Source organism: Pseudoalteromonas sp. APC 3250 (assembly GCF_030407915.1).
GTDB lineage: Bacteria > Pseudomonadota > Gammaproteobacteria > Enterobacterales > Alteromonadaceae > Pseudoalteromonas > Pseudoalteromonas tetraodonis.
The window spans coordinates 76764-95335 of sequence record NZ_JASDCM010000010.1 but is presented as its reverse complement, the minus strand read 5'-3'; the positions used below and the strand labels follow the sequence as shown (position 1 = coordinate 95335).

The following is an 18572-nucleotide window of genomic DNA, read 5'->3' as shown; positions in this document are numbered from 1 at the left end:
TGTTGAGCAAGCACATATAAGTATGTTTGCTACTCAACGAATTCTTATAATAAATGTGATAAAGCCGGATCAACGACTATACGATTTTCCATAGCTGTGCGTCCTAATAACATTCTAAACTTCATTGACGCACGACTTGTTAATGTAATTTCTATTGGCCAACTAAATTCGCCGGCATGTAATGTAGTTTCAATAAAGTAACGCAATTCTTTTTGGCCACTAGAGCTGGTAACGTACTTCATCTTTTTAACTTTGGCATTGCAGGTAATTTGCGTTTGCTCGTCTTCTTGCAATGGTTGGGCTGTAAATTTAACCCATTTTTCGCCTTCCACTTCATATTCTTCAATATTAATTGCATGAATACAGGAAGTACGCGCACCAGTGTCTATTTTTGCTTTAATTTGCTCGATGCCCAGCTCGGGTAAACTTAACCACTCACGCCAACCAACTGTTATTTTTGTCGTCATAAATGTGCCCTTAGTAAAAAAAGTGTTTTATACGCTACAGCCAACAAAACACCAACAAAATAAATTCATCTACTCGATAAGCCGATTTGATTGACCTTTTAAGTTAACTCGTTTAACAATGCCCCCCTAACGTATGTACTTAACCATAGGCTAAAAAACAATTTTTTGTTGATTAACTCTACAAAGTAAAGCTAAGTTAAATACACTACAGTCAACTGTATTAAAAATATACTATCTATGAGAAATTATTATGATCAATGGCTTACTTCATGCGCTTATTCTTGATGAACAAGGCGGGGCTCGCCCAATAGAAAACAGTAAACAGTTACACCAATGGCAACCTACTGATGGAAAGCTGTGGGTGCATATGGATTACAGTCAAAAAGAAGCCGTAGATTGGTTAAAAAACTGCGGTCAATTAAACGACTACGAACTTGAATCACTCACAGCAGATGAAACACGTCCTCGCATTACTCCTACAATGAATGGCCATATGCTGTTTTTACGTGGAATCAATTTAAATCCAGCGCAAAGCCCTGAAGACATGGTGTCTATTCGCCTATTTATTAATAAAGACGTGGTGATCACTACCCGTAAGCGCCGATTATTATCAGTGCAAGATATTCTAGCCTCGTTGAATATTAATGAGGGGCCATGCAGTATTTCTGAATTGGTGTGTACATTAGCGCACAAGCTCACTTCACGTATGCAAACAGTAATTGATGAGCTAGATGAAAGCTTAGATGATTTTGAAGAGGAAATTGATGAGCCCAGTAAAAAGTTTGATAATCAAGGCTTGTCGCAACTTCGCCGTCAAACCATCGCGCTAAAACGTTACTTAAAACCACAAAAAGAAGCACTCAGTAGCATGGTTAATAATCATTACCCATGGCTTTTTGACGATGATAAAGCCAAGCTAAATGAAACCACCAATTTACTTATTCGCTATTTAGAAGAGCTCGATAGTTCAATAGAGCGCGCACTTGTTATCCAACAAACCATTACAAATCAGGTCTCTGAGCAATTAAATCAGCGGATGTATGTAATGTCGGTGGTGGCTGCTTTATTTTTACCACTGGGATTTTTAACTGGGTTATTGGGGGTCAATGTTGGCGGTATACCTGGAACAGAAAGTCCCTATGCATTTACCGCATTTGTGGTGTTTTTGGTTGTTTTGACTGGTGGGATTGGTATTTACTTTAAAAATAAAAAGTGGCTGTAATTACAATACAGATCCAACAAGGCACAAAAAAGGCGAATATCATTGTTCGCCTTTTGCATTGGTAACCCTTACTCTTGAAAGTAAGTGCCCCAACCGTCGTATTCTACGTCGCATTCAACCGCAAGCTGTGCAAGCTTATCAACGTCTTCCATTATCACGTCAACATCTAATTCGGCTTCAACAACAATGTCAAAACTCCAAATCTTTTCGCCGTCTTCAAGCTCAAGTTCTGCTGGCTCTTCTACATCGTAACCTAGTTTAAACGCAGCCAATGCCGCTTGTTCTAACTTAGTAAAATCTTCACATACAAAGTGGTGTTCTACTTCATAAAGAATTTCCGGATCGGAACCATCTTCAAGTAATGAAGTTACGATGTCTTCACTTATTTCACGCCAGTTTTCCATTATTTCTCTCTCACTTGAGCATCTAATTCTGTTATTTTAGCAGCCATAATACTGTGCACACTTTTAGCATGTTCACGGGCACTGATACTGTTATCAAGTGCTATGGGGGCTAACATTTCAATGTAAATTGTACCATTATCCCAGCGATTTAGTTTAATGGTTTTATCGGTTGTGTTCATACATACTGGCACAACAGGCACCTCTGCACTCATTGCGGTATGAAATGCACCGGTTTTAAAAGGGAGTAAACCACGACCATAACTACGCGTCCCCTCAGGGAACATCCACACCGATAAGCCTTTTTGTTTTATTTTAGCCGCTGCTTTTGAGATTGTGCCAGCCGCTTTTGAACGATTTGCTCTGTCGATTAAAATATTACCCGATAACCAATAAAGCTGACCAAAAAATGGGATCCATTTAAGACTTTTTTTGCCAACGCTCACACAATTTTTTGGTACCATGGCTGGAATAGTAAATAAATCGTAGCTATTTTGATGATTCGCTACATACACAGCAGGCCCCACCTTAAGCGCATCAGGATGATATTTTAGTTCTAATTTAACCCCAAGCATTTTAGTCATTGAGCCAAACCAACTTGCAATAACATGCACATTATTAGGATGAAATGGTCTAAATATTGATAACAACAAACCAAAAAAACAACTTAATAATATAAACAACAGCATTATTAAAATACGTATAACAGCTAGCAAGTGCGCCTCTCCAATATAACCACAATCATGTATTGTTTTATTATAACGTTATTTTGTTACGCAGACGAGAAAATAGCGCACAAGCGTGCGCTGAAATAAAACAGTCATAAAAAAACGGCTTACCTGAGTAAGCCGTTTTCTAATTTGATCTCAAGATTAACTTGACTCTGCGTCTGAGCTTGGCTCATCAACTTGTTGCGGTGTTAACTCTACCACAGCTTCATCAACGCGCTGTAAACCACGAGGTAACTTGTTCCCTCTGCGGCCTCGCTCGCCATGGTAATGCTCAAGGTCGCTTGGTTTAAGGGTCAGCTTACGCTTACCTGCATGCAGCGTTACACTGCTGCCTTGCGGCACAACAGCTAATACTTTTACAAACTCTTCGCGCGCTTGTACTTTAGCGCCCGGAATAGAAATAATTTTATTACCCTTACCTTTACCTAACTTAGGTAGGTCACGCAGTGGGAATAACAACATCCGCCCTTCGTTAGAAATCGCCATACAGTAGTCAGTAGCCACGTCGTTAACGCGAATTGGCGAAAGTAACACACCACCTTTTGGCACACTCACTAACGCTTTACCGTTTTTGTTTTTGCTGACTAAATCTTTAAAGTCAGTAATAAAGCCATAACCGGCATCAGAAGCCATTAGCAATACTTGAGCGTCTTCACCCATAACTACGTGCTCAAAGCTTGCGCCTGAGGTTAAGTTAAAGCGCCCTGTCATTGGCTCGCCTTGGCTTCTTGCAGAAGGAAGACTATGAGCATCAGTGGCAAATGCACGTCCAGCTGAATCTAAAAATACCGCAGGCTGATTACTTTTACCTCTCGCTGATGCTCTATAACCATCACCAGCTCGGTAATTTAATCCTTCTACATCTAAGTCATGACCCTTACCAACCCGTGCCCAACCTTTATCAGATAAAACAACAGTCACAGACTCTGAAGGGATTAAATCTTTTTCGCTCAGAGCTTTGGCTTCCACACGCTCAATAACAGGTGAGCGACGATCGTCGCCATACATTTCTGCGGCTTCTTGAATTTCTTTTTTAAGCAACGTCGACATGCGACGGTCTGAGCCTAATGTTTGCTCTAATTTGTCACGCTCTTTTGCCAATTCGTCTTGCTCACCACGAATTTTAAACTCTTCTAGTTTTGCCAAATGGCGAAGTTTTAATTCTAAAATGGCTTCTGCTTGAATATCGGTTAAATCAAAGCGCTCCATCAATATTGGTTTGGGCTTATCTTCAGAGCGGATAATTTCTATAACTTCATCAATATTTAAAAAGGCAGCCAGTAAACCTTCTAAAATATGTAATCGAGCCAGTACTTTATCAAGTCGATATTGCAAGCGACGACGTACCGTTTCGCGTCTAAAGGTTAACCATTCAGTTAAAATACTACGTAAATCTTTAACCTGTGGACGGCCATCTAAGCCCAGCATGTTTAAGTTTACGCGGTAATTTTTTTCAAGATCGGTGGTGGCAAATAAGTGCGCCATTAATGGCTCAGCTTTAATTCGGTTTGAACGCGGCACAATTACAATACGGGTTGGATTTTCGTGATCAGACTCATCACGTAAGTCAGCCACCATTGGTAACTTTTTAGCGTTCATTTGCGCTGCAATTTGCTCAAGTACTTTTGCACCCGAACATTGGTGCGGTAACGCAGTAATAACGATATCGCCCTGCTCTTCACAATACACAGCGCGCATTTTAATTGAGCCACGACCGGTTTTATAAATTTTGTGAATATCAGCTTTAGGCGTAATTATTTCAGCATCAGTTGGATAATCAGGCGCATGCACTAAATCCAGTAACTCTTCGAGCTCTGTTTTTGGCTTATCAAGTAATAAACAACAGGCACTGGCCACTTCACGCACATTATGCGGTGGTATATCGGTTGCCATACCTACCGCAATACCGGTGACACCATTAAGTAATATATGCGGTAAGCGCGATGGCAATACTAATGGTTCATCCATGGTGCCGTCGAAGTTTGGCGTCCAATCAACAGTCCCTTGGCCTAACTCTTTAAGTAATACTTCAGAGAATTTAGATAAACGCGCTTCGGTATAACGCATTGCCGCAAACGACTTCGGATCATCTGCTGCACCCCAGTTACCTTGACCATCAACTAACGGGTAGCGATAAGAAAACGGCTGCGCCATAAGTACCATGGCTTCATAACAGGCACTATCACCATGAGGATGGTATTTACCTAATACGTCACCCACGGTACGGGCTGATTTTTTGTATTTAGCACTTGCCGATAACCCCAACTCACTCATCGCATAAATAATACGACGCTGAACGGGTTTTAGGCCGTCACCAACGTGCGGTAAGGCACGATCCATGATCACGTACATTGAATAATTTAAATAGGCGTCTTCGGTAAAACGCCCCATTGTTTGTTGTTCAATTCCTTGCATTAGCAAGGTATCTGTATCACTCATTAAAGCTTACCTAGTTTTTCTTATAGCTTACGCGGTAAATTACGTTTGCGTAATCATCGCTTACCAATAGACTGCCATCATTTAATTGTGCAAATGCAACAGGGCGTCCAAATGTCGTTTCGTCTTGCATAAAGCCGGTGATCAGTGGCGTATACTTTGTTACCTTGGCATTTTCTATAGTTGCCACTGCCACTTTATAACCGACCTTTTTAGAGCGGTTCCATGAACCGTGCTCAGCTACAAATAACTGTTGTTTATAGCTATCAGGGAACTGCTTGCCGGTATAAAAATGAATACCTAATGGCGCAACATGCGCACCTAATGCCAATGCAGGATGAGTGTAGTCAGCAATGTTTTTGCCTTCACCAAACTCCGGATCAACAATAACGCCTCCATGCACGTATGGAAAACCAAAATGTTCTTCTTCTTTAGTGATGCGGTTTAGCTCATCGGGTGGAATATCATCCCCCATCATGTCGCGGCCATTATCGCTAAACCATAGCATTTGCGTGCTAGGGTGAAAGTCAAAGCCTACAGTATTGCGCACACCTTTGGCTAAAGTGGTTATTTCTTTGGTGTCGGTGTTTAACGAAAAAATACGACCAAACCGAGGATCTTCTTCGCAAATATTACAGGGAACACCCACCGGAATAATCAGCTCGCCGTTTGGCGCAAAGCGTAAAAACTTCCAGCCATGGTGGCGCTCTGACGGTAAATCGCTATAAAACACTTCATACTCAGGGTTTTTGAGGTGTTTATCGATATTTTTAAAACGAATAATACGGTGCACTTCACCGACATATAAGTCACCGTCTTTAATCGCTAAACCCGAGGGCATATTCAGTCCCTCTGCAATCACTATTTTTTTATCTGCAACGCCGTCGCTGTTATGATCAATCAATGCATACACATTACCCGCATTACGCGAACCTGCATACACTACACCTCGGCTTGATACTGCAATTTGCCGAGCATTTTCAACATCATCAGCAAATAAGCTTATTTCAAACCCTGGGGCAGCCGTCAGCTTGTCGAGAATATTTTTCGCCATCACTGGCGATGACATAAAGCAGAGTAACAACAGTGTGCTAAATAGTCTTTTCATTTGCCTCTCCTGTAGCCCAAAGGCTTATTAAACTTGTGCTTTGTTACCGTGATCTTCAAGCCATTGGCGGCGATCTGATGAACGCTTTTTAGCAAGTAACATATCCATCATTTCCATTGTTTGTTCTTCTTCATCAAGTGTTAGCTGCACTAAACGACGGGTATTTGGATCCATGGTTGTTTCACGCAATTGTAGCGGGTTCATTTCACCCAAGCCTTTAAAGCGTTGCACGTTTACCTTACCGCGTTTTTTCTCTGCTTCTATACGCGCTAAAATGCCCGTTTTTTCATCTTCATCAAGCGCGTAATAAACATCTTTACCAATATCAATTCTAAACAGCGGTGGCATAGCAACATACACATGCCCAGTTTTTACCAATTGTGGGAAGTGGCGCACAAATAAGGCACACAATAAAGTGGCAATGTGCAGTCCATCCGAGTCAGCATCCGCTAATATACATATTTTATTGTAACGCAGCCCTGATAAATCACTTGAATCGGGGTCAATACCCAATGCCACTGAAATATCATGCACTTCTTGAGAGGCCAAAATTTGCCCTGATTCTACTTCCCAAGTATTTAAAATTTTACCTCTTAGTGGCATGATTGCTTGGAACTCACGATCTCGCGCTTGTTTAGCTGAGCCACCCGCTGAATCACCCTCTACTAAAAACAATTCCGTGCGGTCATTATCAGCAGCACTACAATCGGTCAGTTTGCCTGGTAATGCAGGGCCTGAAGTAACACGTTTACGAACTACTTTTTTAGCCGCGCGTAAGCGACGCTGTGCATTTGAAATACACAATTCAGAAAGTAACTCTGCAGTGTCAGTGTGCTCATTTAGCCATAAGCTAAAAGCATCTTTTACGACACCCGATACAAACGCAGCACATGAACGTGATGAGAGTTTTTCTTTGGTTTGCCCTGCAAATTGTGGGTCTTGCATTTTTACCGACAATACATAACTACAACGTTCCCAAATATCATCTGGGGTGAGCTTTACACCACGTGGTAATAAGTTTCTAAATTCACAAAATTCACGCATCGCCTCTAAAAGCCCTTGGCGCAGGCCATTTACGTGGGTGCCACCTTGTGCGGTAGGAATTAAGTTTACATAACTTTCGGCTGTTGACTCACCGCCTTCAGGCATCCATACAACGGCCCAATCAGCGCCTTCAATAGAACTTGAAAACTCACCTACAAATGGGTCTTTAGGCAGTATTTCATAGCCTTTAACTGCTTCTACTAAGTAATCTTTTAAGCCGGTTTCATAAAACCACTCTTGGGTTTCTTTCGTTTGTTTATTTACAAACTTAATACGCAAACCTGGGCATAGTACCGCTTTGGCTTTTAATAAATGGTTAAGCTTAGTCAGTGAAAAGTTAGCAGAATCAAAATAGCTGGTATCTGGCCAAAAGCGCACGGTAGTACCGGTATTGCGTTTACCCACTGAGCCAATAACATTTAAATCTTCAACTTTATCGCCATGCTCAAAAGCCATTCTAAATTGCTGTGCGTCACGGCGAACCGTTACTTCCACGCGGGTAGATAGCGCATTAACGACCGAGATACCTACCCCATGCAAACCACCAGAGAACTGGTAATTTTTATTTGAAAATTTACCACCTGCGTGTAATTTGGTGAATATTAGTTCAACCCCAGGAATACCTTCTTCAGGGTGAATATCTATCGGCATCCCCCGACCATCATCGCTCACTTCAAGTGAGTTATCTTCATGCAAAATGACATCAATACGCGTCGCATGCCCGGCCATTGCTTCATCAACACTGTTATCAATAACCTCTTGACCTAAGTGATTGGGGCGCGATGTGTCTGTATACATGCCTGGGCGGCGTTTTACCGGCTCTAATCCATTAAGTACTTCAATGGCTTCGGCGTTATAATTTTGTTGAGTCATAGTTTTTATCTTTATATACGCTAATATCTGATTTTAAGAAAATCGACAATGCTTGAAAAAGCTCGCTCAAAGCCATTAAAGCTATGATCGCCGCCAAATTCAATTAACTGTTTACATTGTGAGTAATACTTTATTGCGTGCTGAAAATTTAACACTTCATCCCCTGTTTGCTGTAATAAATACAACAGCTCAGGGTGTTTTAACTCTGTCACCGTTAATGCTTTTAACGCATCTATATGACGAGATTGTAATTGGTAATTATAATCTTGATACGGATTATAATTAGGCCCAAGTATAGGCTCTAATAATGTATATGGGGCAACGGCAGGATTAATTACCACCGCAGGAATTTGATAACGCTGCGATAAATACGTGGCAAAAAAGCCACCTAAGGAGCTGCCCAATAATACGGTATTCGGTGTTAATAGTTGTTCAAGCGCTATAATCGCCTCTATAGGTTCATGATTTAAGCGTGGCACACAATAATCAACATCATAGTGTGCCATAAGCTCACGAAAGCGCACAGCTTTATATGATTTTTCAGAGCTATTAAAACCGTGAATATAGATTACTCGTTTAACCATACCACGTCCGTGCGTATATGCACCTTTTGTTGCTCAGCATTTAAGTGCAGCATACGATAAGCCGCCCCTTTATCTTCTTGCTGCCAAGTAGCACTGTGCTTTGTAAACTGCACGGAACTGGCCGGTGTCGCGTAAATATCAAGCTCTCTAAATTGCTGTTGGTAGTCATTGTGAACATGCCCATGAAACAGCGCATCAACGCGGCCATTATTAACTAATAAATTTAATAGCTGCGGCCCATTTTCTAGCATGTGTTTGTCTAGGTAGCCATTAATAGGCAATGGGTTGTGATGACAAAATGCAATATGACGATTATCTGAATCGACTAAACACGCCATAATTTCCTCTAAATGCGAGGGCGTCACCCACCCAGCAGGGGTATTTCCTTTAGAATTAATTAATATCAGTTCAAACCCTTGCGCCACAATATGTTTAGCGCGTTGTATTTGCCCGCCACTAATTAAATTGAGCTGATCAATTTCATCATGATTGCCGGGAACCCAAAATACGGGGCAATCAAGGTCACTATTATGAATCAGTTCAGCAAATAATAAATAGGAATTAAAGCTGTGATCTTGGGTTAAATCGCCACCAAATATCAAGGCATCAGGCTGCTGTTTTGCTATATCTGTAAGTGCCCTAGTAAAATGTTCTGCGGTGTTAACCCCAAAATACTCGCCCTGCTTATCGCTAAAAAGGTGACAATCCGTTATATGGGCTATACGAAGCTGGGCTTGCTCAAAATAATACGTATCATCAAACCAAGCCATTATTTACATCCCAATTAAGTGTTGATTGACCTCGCTCTACACAGGCAACCAACCAATCATATAAAAAAGCATTCAACTGATATTTTTCATCTTTTTGATGCATCTTAGGATTAGGGTAGCCATAGGAAGGTTTGATTCGTTGGTGGTAATCATGATGGACAATTTCGGCTACTTTAGCATCATTATATAAGCGCACTGTTAAATACAAAGGCGAAATACCACTTACCATTCCTGATAACTGTTTAATAGATACATCAAGGGTGTACTTGGCATTGTCATCTATGTTGATGGCAAATTCACTGTGGCCCAGTTTGATTTCTCTAACACTGCCAATCGCTCGTTCACTAGGTAGTAATTTTAAAAGGCGTACGTAATTATGCTCACAAAGTGTTAAATACTTTGGAAGGCTTTGAATGTATCGATTAGTCGTTAAAAGTGCTGTCAAAATACCGCCATTACTATTAAAAAATTAAAAACTATGCCCACTTCTTACGTATTCTGTCGCGATTTAGTGCTAACCATTGCAAGCAAATTACCGTAGCCGCATTATCTATCTCGCCACGATTGAGTCGCTCAAATGCTTCATCTAAATCCATAATATGCGTTTTAATATCTTCACCTTCGGTGTCTAAGCCATATATACCGGTATTAATTTGGCTTAAGTCGGCGTGAGCTAAATATAAATATAAACGCTCTGTAGTACCGCCGGGGCTTGAAAGGTAAGACAACATAAACTCAAGTTCTGTTAAATTAAGTCCCGCTTCTTCAAACGCTTCTTTTTTAACAACCGACTCGTAATCTTCACTGCCATCGGTCATGCCCGCTATACATTCTAACAGCCAAGGCGTGTGTTTGCTTTTAATTGCGCCAATTCGAATTTGTTCAATTAGCAGCACTTGCTCAGTTACTGGGTCATAAGGTAAAACTGCGACCGCATCTCCGCGTTCAAGAATTTCTCGACGAATTACCTCAGACTCTCCACCCGCAAATAAGGCATGCTTAAATTGATAAAGGTTTATTTTAAAAAAACCATCATACAAATTTTCAATTGGTTTTAATCTCACATCGTCATGGGTAAATTTAATACGACTTTTATTCGTCATCTATTCTTTCCTTTTTGAGGGTGCAAATACATCAACGTCATTTAGGTATATATTCTGTTACACTTGAGAACGCTGTTTTACTAATTTTTTTTTTAGTTATTAGTTAAAACAGGTTAACATGCTACTAGTACAAAAATTGTCTAAGGACCGAACATCACATGAAAAAGAACATCCTTGCTGCACTGGTTAGTTTATCATGCGCATTGGGCTCAACCGTAGCCAATGCAGAAGATTTACTTCAAGTTTTTGAAATCGCAACAGCCAACGATCCTACCGTTTTAAAAGCAAAAGCCCAAGCTGAAGCACAATCATACCAAAGCGATCGCGCTATGAGCGCACTATTACCGCAAATTGGTTTAAGCATGAGTTATGAAAAAAGTGACTCGACCTCTTTTCAAAGCATAGGCGATTTATCAAACCAAGTTAAAGTCGAAAGTGAAACGGACCAATTCAGACGTGGTATTAGCTTAAGCCAAACGCTATTTGATTTGGGCGCGTGGAATTCACTCGGCATTGCTGACAAACAAGCACTGCAAGCTAGTGGCCAGTACGATTTTGCTAAACAAAATTTAATAGTACGTGTGGCTGAAGGCTATTTTAACGTATTAAGCGCTATTGATAACCTTGAATTTGTACAAGCTGAAAAACGTGCCATTGAGCGCCAACTTGAACAAACTAAACAACGTTACGCTGTAGGTTTAACGGCTATTACCGATGTACATGAAGCACAAGCACAATTTGATAACTCAGTAGCGCAAGAAATCATTGCTAATAATGCGGTAGAAACAGCCCGTGAGCAACTACGTGAGATCACCGGTAAATACCATGCAAAGCTAGATATGTTAAACACCGAAACGTTTTCTACTGTTAAGCCAAGTACACCTGCAACTGATTTAGTTAAAATAGCGAAAGACAAAAACTTAAATCTGCAAGTATCAAAAATAACGGTTGATATCGCTAAAGAGCAAATTGAACTTGCTAAAGCAGGGCATTATCCAAAACTAACTTTAAATGCTAGTTACGGCGACTCATTAACAGATAGCGAGTTAAATGGCGCTAGTTTTGACGACCAGCCTCGTTCAGATTCAACATCTGTTGGACTTAACTTTAGCGTACCACTTTACTCAGGTGGCGCAACGGTTGCTGCAACAGATCAAGCACGTGCATTTTACGTTGCTGCGAGCCAAGATTTTGAAACGGATTATCGTGCTGTAACTCGCTCTGTTATTACTTCTTATAACCAAGTGGTATCTGATATTGCGACCTATAAAGCGCTTGAACAAGCGGTTATTTCAGCACAAAGCGCATTAAAAGCCACGGAAGCGGGTTTTGAAGTGGGTACACGTACCATTGTTGATGTGCTCGTCAGTACGCAAAACTTATACAACGCAAAGCGTAATCTTGCTGATGTGCGTTATCGCTATGTTGTGTCAACGCTTCGTCTAAAACAAGCAACAGGCACATTAAGCCGCGAAGACTTAGTGGGTATAAACCAAGGGTTAAATACCGTTAACTAAACACACGACTTCATTATAAATAATTACTAAAGCCAGCTTTTTGCTGGCTTTTTGTATTTTTGAGCGCATAGCGTTAAACTAGGGTCTGTTGACCTTTCAAGGTTAAATTTGCAGCAGCCTGTTTGGTATTTAGGCAAGGCAGAGTCTATGTGGTGTGGTTATTCCCCATAAATAGGCGATAACGTAGCATCAATGCCAAACAGGCGCTGCCTGAAGGGTTCTGCCTAGGGACAATTAACTCTTTGTTGCTCGGTTTTTACTTAGCCCACTAGGTTACAAACCTCGCGCCGCGATTAAATTGTCCCTAGTTTGAACAAATATTAATCCGCAAAGGTCACCAGACCCTAGCCTTTTATTTTTAGAGAAATTTTTGTGGTCAACTCATCCCCTTTTAAAGCCTCTTTTTTAGGTCCTCGTTATTGGCTAACTTGGATTGGTGTCTTATTTTTATATCTCATTTCATGGTTACCGCAAAAAATACAATTAGCTATGGGTAAGCAGCTAGGACGCTTGGTTCATAAATATATGAAGCGCAGAAGGCATATTGCTGAAGTTAATATTAAACACTGTTTCCCCACGATGAGCGAAGCTGAGCAACAACAGCTGGTACTTAAAAATATGGAAAATACCGGTATTGCTATGGTTGAAACCGGTATGGCTTGGTGGTGGCCACAATGGCGGGTCAAAAAAGTATTGGGATCAATAAAAGGGCTTGAGCACTTTGAGCGCGTACAACAATCAGGAAAAGGCGTTTTATTACTTGTTCCACATATACTTCACCTTGAAATGACAAGTCGTGTAATGGGTTTGAAGTGCCAAGGTATTGGCTTTTACCGCCCGCATAACAATCCGCTTATGGAATACTTTACCACCAATGGGCGTCTTCGCTCTAATGAATACATGGTTGGAAAAAAAGACGTAAAAGGATTATTAAAATCATTAAAAAATAAAAAACTGTGTTATTACTTACCCGATCAGGATTATGGCCGTAACCGCTGTGAGTTTGTGCCTTTTTACGCAGTACCCGATACAGCAACCACCACTGGTACACTAATGTTTGCAGGTAGTAAAAACTGCGAAACAATGAGCTTAATTGCTTATAGGGATAACAACGGAAAGTACCACTTAGAAATCGAGCCTGAGCTTGAAAACTTCCCGAGCGGCGATGATAAAGCCGATGTAACACGTGTTAATCAGCGCATGGAACAATCAATAAATGCCGCCCCTGAACAATATATGTGGCTACATAGACGCTTTAAAACACGACCCGATAAAGACGCCCCTTCTTTTTATTAAAGATGGGTTATTAAAATAACAAAGATGAGTAACAGCCATGTGGTTTTGGATTAGATATATACTTTTAGCTTTATTGTTAATTGGTGCAGCTATTTACTTTCTACTAAATGGTTCGTCGTCACTTAATTATCAACAAACCACTAACGCTGCGGCTGAAGGGTTATCGCGGTTTTATGCATCAATTCGAGATAGAATTACTGTCAATAAAGACAATGACAAATTTGTCATTGAACTCGAAAAACCCGATCTTAGCCTCGACAGAGCGCTAAACCAACGCTCTTTTGTAGTAGAGCCTATGCCTTTAAATTGGAGTGGAGAAGTAGGCCCGCGTCGCTTTCAACGTGACTCAACCTTGCGTACTGTACTGACCCAATATGCTAATAACGAAGGTATTACTTTAATGTGGTACTTAGACAAAGATTACGTAATAAAAGATCACTTTCGTATAGATAGCAGTTTTAACTCCGCTTTATACCGCGTTAGCCGCTCTATTAATGATGACTTTTCAAATGAAGTGTATGCGTTTTTCTGCCCTAAACAACGTGCAGCGGTGATTACCGAGCTACCGTCTGAATTTGTACGCTCAAACTGTTTAAAGCTAAGCAATTAACTACATTCGGTTTAATTTTGTTGATATGCGCTCAAATATTGCTGAGCGCATAACATTAAATTGCTCAATCTAGCCCAAATATTGCCTTCCAAACCGTGCTAACATTATTGATATTTTCACTAAACTCTTCGCGTTTAACGCAGCGACCTTGCTGGTCTAAGCTCAACACATGATAGCGTGAGCGATAGTCTATATACGCTTGAATAAGCTGCTGTTTTTGAATATCGCTGATACAGCCAATTTTAGCCGCATCAGTTAAAATTCTCACATTGTCAGAATTATCGCATAAGTGGGTAAACTCATGGGCATGTTTTAATACCAAGTATTGCGTTATAAACTCAATATCGGTCATGGCACCCACATCTTGTTTTAAGTCAAATTGCTGCACATTGCCTTTAGCCAAATGGCCACGCATTTTTTCGCGCATGTTAATCACGTCTGCTTTTAAAGTATCTTCATCACGTTGTTGGCACAATATCTCGGCGCGAATTTGTGCAAATCGTGTTACTAATTCAGCTTGACCTAAAATCAGCCTCGCTCTAACCAGCGCTTGGTGCTCCCATGTCCATGCTTGCGTTTGCTGATAATGATTAAAGCTTTCTAGATTAATAGCTAATAGCCCTGATGCACCTTCTGGACGCAGACGAGTATCTAACTCATATAAAATACCTGAGGCGGTACGGGTATTAAATAAATGCATTAATCGTTGTGCGAGTTTTAAATAAAACTGCCTTGAGTCAATCGCTTTATCACCATTGGTGTAGCTTGTACCATCATGGTTATGCACAAAGACTAAATCGAGATCCGAGTCATAACCCACCTCAAAACCGCCAGTTTTACCATACGCAATAACCGCAAACCCCTTGTTTTCATCATCGGTGTTAGGTGGCATACCAAAGCGTTTTACGCAGTGGTACCACGCAATATTTACAGCCTGATCGACTATCGCTTCAGCCAATGCTGTTAAGTGATCGCTTACTTTCATTACATCAATAACGCCCGTCGCATCAGCTGCGGCAATGCGTAATTGATGGGTTTGCTTAAACTGACGCAGCGCTTCCATTTGCTGCTCTAAATCGTCATGTTCAATGCGTAAAAAATACTGCCTTATTTCATCTTTATACGCAGTTAATGGGGTTGGCTTGTAAAGCACAGCTGGGTCGATAAGTTCATCGAGCAAAATGGGGTATAATGAAATATGCTCGCCAATCCATTTACTGTGACAACAAAGTAAAACCAATTGTTTTAGCGTTCCCGGATTTTCATACAGCAACTCTAGATAAGCGGTGCGCGAAATAATTTTATTTAATATTTGGCATACCGTTGCAAAGGCGCTAGCACTGGCATTAAAGTCGTTTAACTGTTTAAGTAATGCCGGCATTAATTTATCAAGAATATCGCGCCCACGATTGCCTACTTTAGCTTTAGAAAGTCGTTGTTTAAAGTCGTATAATGGTGTTTGCCACTCATCTCTGGGCTCATTTAAAAAGCTAACATCGCCGTGATCCCAAGCACTAATAAACGCCCCTTCACAGGTATCAAGTGGTTCAGTTTCTTCGCCTATAACCTGTGTAAATTCGTTATGTATTTGGCTCATCACATGCTCTATTTTCACAAGCGTTGCAGCAAAATCTGCCTGAGCGAGCAACACATTGAGTCGCTGTTGATTTAGCTCATCATCGGGCAGTGTTTGTGTTTGTTGATCATCAAATATTTGTAGGTATTGCTCTACTTTGCGTAAGTATAAGTAATTGCTTTTTAAATCTTTAGCTTCAAGCTCATCAATAACTTGGCTTAGTGTTAACTCTTTTAATGCAATTAATAAAGATTGCGTTTGTAAATTTGCCTCTCTGCCACCTCGCACCATTTGCAAAGCCTGAACAATAAACTCCACTTCGCGAATGCCACCACCACCTAACTTAATATTATTGGTTAAGCGCTTACGACGCACCTCTTGGGCAATCATAAGCTTCATTTTTCTTAGCGACTCAATAACCGAAAAATCAATATAACGGCGATACACAAAAGGCTTTAATAACGTATTAAACTCCTGCCAATAAATGTTAGGCGTGCCAATTAAGCGCCCTTTTAACATCGCGTAGCGTTCCCAATCACGCCCTTGCTCTTGGTAGTAATCTTCAATGGCATTAAAGCTCATTACCAACGGACCACTTTCCCCAAATGGTCGCAAACGCATATCTACGCGAAAAACTTGACCATCGACCGTACATTGATTAAGTGCTGTAATTAGCTTTTGGGCAACTTTAGTATAAAAGACAGATGCTTCAAGCGAGCGACGCCCACCTTGGGTTTTAACATTGCGAGGATATGCAAAAATAAGATCGATATCAGATGAGTAATTGAGTTCTTGTCCACCTAGTTTACCCATTCCTAATACCATTAACGGTAACGGGTTGTTGTGCTCATCTAATGGCTCACCATTGGTTTTAGCGACATTTTTATAGGCCCATTGATTAGCACTGTCGATCAGTTTATTAGCAAGTTCACTAATATATTTAATACTATTTTCAATTGGGTTTTTGCAGCATAAATCTAAAAAAGCCACCTTTAACCAGTATTTTTCTCGATATTGGCGCAGTAACTTATGGCACTCACTCTCTTCTATTTTAGTTATATCTAGCTGTGCAAAAGGGTCTAAAATTTCTCTATTTTTAATTTCGTGCTCACACAGTAACCAAGACAGTAGCGCAGGTTGAGAGCTTAAGCTGCGCCAAGCAAAATCACTTAACGCCAATAGCCGTATTATCTGCTGCTGGTTTTGTTGCTCTGGGTACAGCGCGGCAAAGCGTGTTTCACCGAGTTTTTGTAATTCAATAGGAAGCTGCGTGTCGTTACTCATCAATACCCTCTTTTATCTCACCAATAACCATACTAGAATGGTTAAAAACCTATCAAGGTAAATCTATTTAGGAACACCATGTCATATTTGTCATTATCTAACACTAGTTTAGTTGCGATTGCTATTAGTTTTGTGGTTATTTGTGTCATCATCATCAGTTTAAGAATTGTTACTCAAATAAAAGCAAAACAAGCACTTAAAGAAGAATTGGCGCAGCATGATAACTTTGCAATGGGGATTAGTTTTGCCTCTGAAATATCTGTTGTTATAGCCACCATGGCGTTTTTATTTGATGAAATTAGTATTAGCACCGCACAATCAAACCCATTAAAAGTGATTTTGTTAATTGTGCTGCTCTTTTCATTTATAAAAATGGGGCATTTAATCCATCGTAAATGGATATTACACCGCTTTAATGAAGAAGCCGCAATACTAAAGCAAAACGTCTGTGCTGCACTGGTTGACTCGGGGATGCTTATTGCCAATTGTATTTTAGCACTGGGTTTGTATACATGGACACATACTCAGGGGTTTAGTAATTTATTAATTGCCTCAGTAAGCTTTTTTGTGTTGCAAGGAATGTTTGCTTTGGACAGTAAAATACGTGAATACCGCTTTGCTAAAGCAAATCAAGGCGCCTCATTGCAAAGTAATTTTGGCTTAGAAAATACCTCTATTGGTATTCGCTATGCGGGTAAGTCAATTGGATTAGCACTTGCGGCGTATGCTGGTTTATCTAGTGCGGCCTTTCAAAATGGTAAAATGGTAGAAAACTTATTTACCTTGGTAATGCATTGCGGTGTGATGTGGCTGTTACTATACTGTTTAACGTATATTATAAAAATTATTTCAATGCCTAATATCGACACCGCACTTGAAGTCGATCATCAAGATAATATTGGTATTGCGTGTATTGAATTTGCTGTATTTTGTGCTATTGGTTACTTACTTATAAGTATGTTTTCAATTTAGTACCAAACTGGTTAAATTAAGCCGTTACAAAACGTCCCTATTTAATAGTCTGGTAAATTAACAGGGACTTTAGGCATATGGAAATAAAAACAGCGAGTTATCTCTTAATTGATATAGACAACGAGTTTAGCCATTCATTTATTAAACACTATATAAACTCAAATGATCCAGCTAAAAAAGACATCGTTATTGCCGGGGCTAACACCCAAAAGCTGGTTAAAATGATGTTTGATGAACTCGTTAAAGATTATTGCTATTGCGATATTGAAAACGAAATAAGCATTTCTGAGCTGGCAAGCTACCTACACGAACACCACAATATTCAGGGGGTACTGTTTAACCAAACAGATTACTTGCTCGCCGATGATACACAGCGCTTTATTTATAATTCACTGCATGAAAAACGCTATATGGTTATTCAAACAGATCAAGGGTATGAAATTAAGCCCATAAAAGATGAATGCCATTCAAACCATTTATCGTGTGATACCGACATAGCTCAAACTGCACAAGAGTTAACAGAGCTTTTAACCCCCGAATATGAAAAATAAATAATTGCACCCAAGCCTTTGCTTACT

The 18572-nt window shown here is 40.3% G+C and carries 17 protein-coding genes; 6 read left to right on the top strand and 11 right to left on the bottom strand.

The genetic code is table 11. From position 1 onward, the window contains the following. Positions 1-44 precede the first annotated feature (44 nt). Positions 45-467 (bottom strand): ATP-dependent zinc protease, encoded by a 423-nt coding sequence (locus QL986_RS11950; protein ID WP_024600803.1) that lies wholly within the window; start codon positions 465-467, stop codon positions 45-47. Between the two features lie 250 nt (positions 468-717). On the opposite strand from QL986_RS11950, the gene QL986_RS11945 reads away from it, so the two are divergent. Continuing rightward, positions 718-1689, top strand: a complete 972-nt coding sequence (locus QL986_RS11945) for a zinc transporter ZntB (protein ID WP_290191573.1) — start codon at positions 718-720, stop codon at positions 1687-1689. 68 nt (positions 1690-1757) lie between these two features. On the opposite strand, the gene rraB is transcribed toward QL986_RS11945, so the two are convergent. The 9 genes from rraB to QL986_RS11900 form a co-directional block, all read right to left on the bottom strand. Continuing rightward, positions 1758-2093 carry a ribonuclease E inhibitor RraB gene (gene rraB, locus QL986_RS11940; protein ID WP_008110603.1) on the bottom strand — a complete coding sequence of 112 codons (336 nt, stop codon included), beginning with the start codon at positions 2091-2093 and terminating at the stop codon, positions 1758-1760. Then, a complete protein-coding gene (locus QL986_RS11935) occupies positions 2093-2806 on the bottom strand; it encodes a 1-acylglycerol-3-phosphate O-acyltransferase (RefSeq protein WP_262976698.1) in 714 nt (237 codons plus the stop codon). The genes rraB and QL986_RS11935 overlap by 1 nt, the downstream gene beginning before the upstream one ends. A 156-nt stretch (positions 2807-2962) precedes the next feature. Then, positions 2963-5260 (bottom strand): DNA topoisomerase IV subunit A, encoded by a 2298-nt coding sequence (gene parC, locus QL986_RS11930; RefSeq protein ID WP_290191572.1) that lies wholly within the window; start codon positions 5258-5260, stop codon positions 2963-2965. A gap of 10 nt (positions 5261-5270) precedes the next feature. Then, positions 5271-6365 (bottom strand): PQQ-dependent sugar dehydrogenase, encoded by a 1095-nt coding sequence (locus QL986_RS11925; RefSeq protein ID WP_248473777.1) that lies wholly within the window; start codon positions 6363-6365, stop codon positions 5271-5273. Between the two features lie 27 nt (positions 6366-6392). Then, on the bottom strand, positions 6393-8282 hold the full coding sequence (parE, locus tag QL986_RS11920; protein WP_013465836.1) for a DNA topoisomerase IV subunit B: 1890 nt from the start codon (positions 8280-8282) through the stop codon (positions 6393-6395). 20 nt (positions 8283-8302) lie between these two features. Continuing rightward, complete coding sequence (locus QL986_RS11915; protein WP_248473776.1) at positions 8303-8866, bottom strand: YqiA/YcfP family alpha/beta fold hydrolase; 564 nt, start codon at positions 8864-8866, stop codon at positions 8303-8305. After that, on the bottom strand, positions 8851-9636 hold the full coding sequence (locus tag QL986_RS11910) for a metallophosphoesterase (protein ID WP_013465837.1): 786 nt from the start codon (positions 9634-9636) through the stop codon (positions 8851-8853). The genes QL986_RS11915 and QL986_RS11910 overlap by 16 nt, the downstream gene beginning before the upstream one ends. Next, complete coding sequence (locus tag QL986_RS11905; protein ID WP_013465838.1) at positions 9623-10081, bottom strand: DUF1249 domain-containing protein; 459 nt, start codon at positions 10079-10081, stop codon at positions 9623-9625. Before QL986_RS11905 ends, QL986_RS11910 begins: the two co-directional genes overlap by 14 nt. Positions 10082-10112: 31 nt before the next feature. After that, a complete protein-coding gene (locus QL986_RS11900) occupies positions 10113-10739 on the bottom strand; it encodes an NUDIX domain-containing protein (protein WP_076922103.1) in 627 nt (208 codons plus the stop codon). Positions 10740-10897: 158 nt separating this feature from the next. On the opposite strand from QL986_RS11900, the gene tolC reads away from it, so the two are divergent. The 3 genes from tolC to QL986_RS11885 all read left to right on the top strand — a co-directional run bounded on the left by tolC (position 10898) and on the right by QL986_RS11885 (position 14162). Next, positions 10898-12256, top strand: coding sequence for an outer membrane channel protein TolC (gene tolC, locus QL986_RS11895; protein ID WP_076922104.1), 1359 nt, complete (start codon positions 10898-10900; stop codon positions 12254-12256). A 372-nt stretch (positions 12257-12628) separates the two neighbouring features. After that, on the top strand, positions 12629-13552 hold the full coding sequence (gene lpxL / locus QL986_RS11890; RefSeq protein ID WP_290191571.1) for an LpxL/LpxP family Kdo(2)-lipid IV(A) lauroyl/palmitoleoyl acyltransferase: 924 nt from the start codon (positions 12629-12631) through the stop codon (positions 13550-13552). Positions 13553-13589: 37 nt separating this feature from the next. Further along, positions 13590-14162, top strand: a complete 573-nt coding sequence (locus tag QL986_RS11885; protein ID WP_290191570.1) for a toxin co-regulated pilus biosynthesis Q family protein — start codon at positions 13590-13592, stop codon at positions 14160-14162. Between the two features lie 64 nt (positions 14163-14226). Here QL986_RS11885 and glnE read toward each other — a convergent pair whose 3' ends face one another. Next, on the bottom strand, positions 14227-17022 hold the full coding sequence (gene glnE / locus QL986_RS11880; RefSeq protein WP_290191569.1) for a bifunctional [glutamate--ammonia ligase]-adenylyl-L-tyrosine phosphorylase/[glutamate--ammonia-ligase] adenylyltransferase: 2796 nt from the start codon (positions 17020-17022) through the stop codon (positions 14227-14229). Positions 17023-17100: 78 nt separating this feature from the next. Between glnE and QL986_RS11875 the strand changes: the two genes are divergently transcribed. Together QL986_RS11875 and QL986_RS11870 are read left to right on the top strand one after the other, a co-directional pair. After that, entirely contained in the window at positions 17101-17994 is an 894-nt protein-coding gene (locus tag QL986_RS11875; protein WP_290191568.1) for a hypothetical protein, read from the top strand. 77 nt (positions 17995-18071) lie between these two features. Next, on the top strand, positions 18072-18545 hold the full coding sequence (locus tag QL986_RS11870) for a hypothetical protein (protein ID WP_013465845.1): 474 nt from the start codon (positions 18072-18074) through the stop codon (positions 18543-18545). Positions 18546-18572 lie beyond the last annotated feature (27 nt).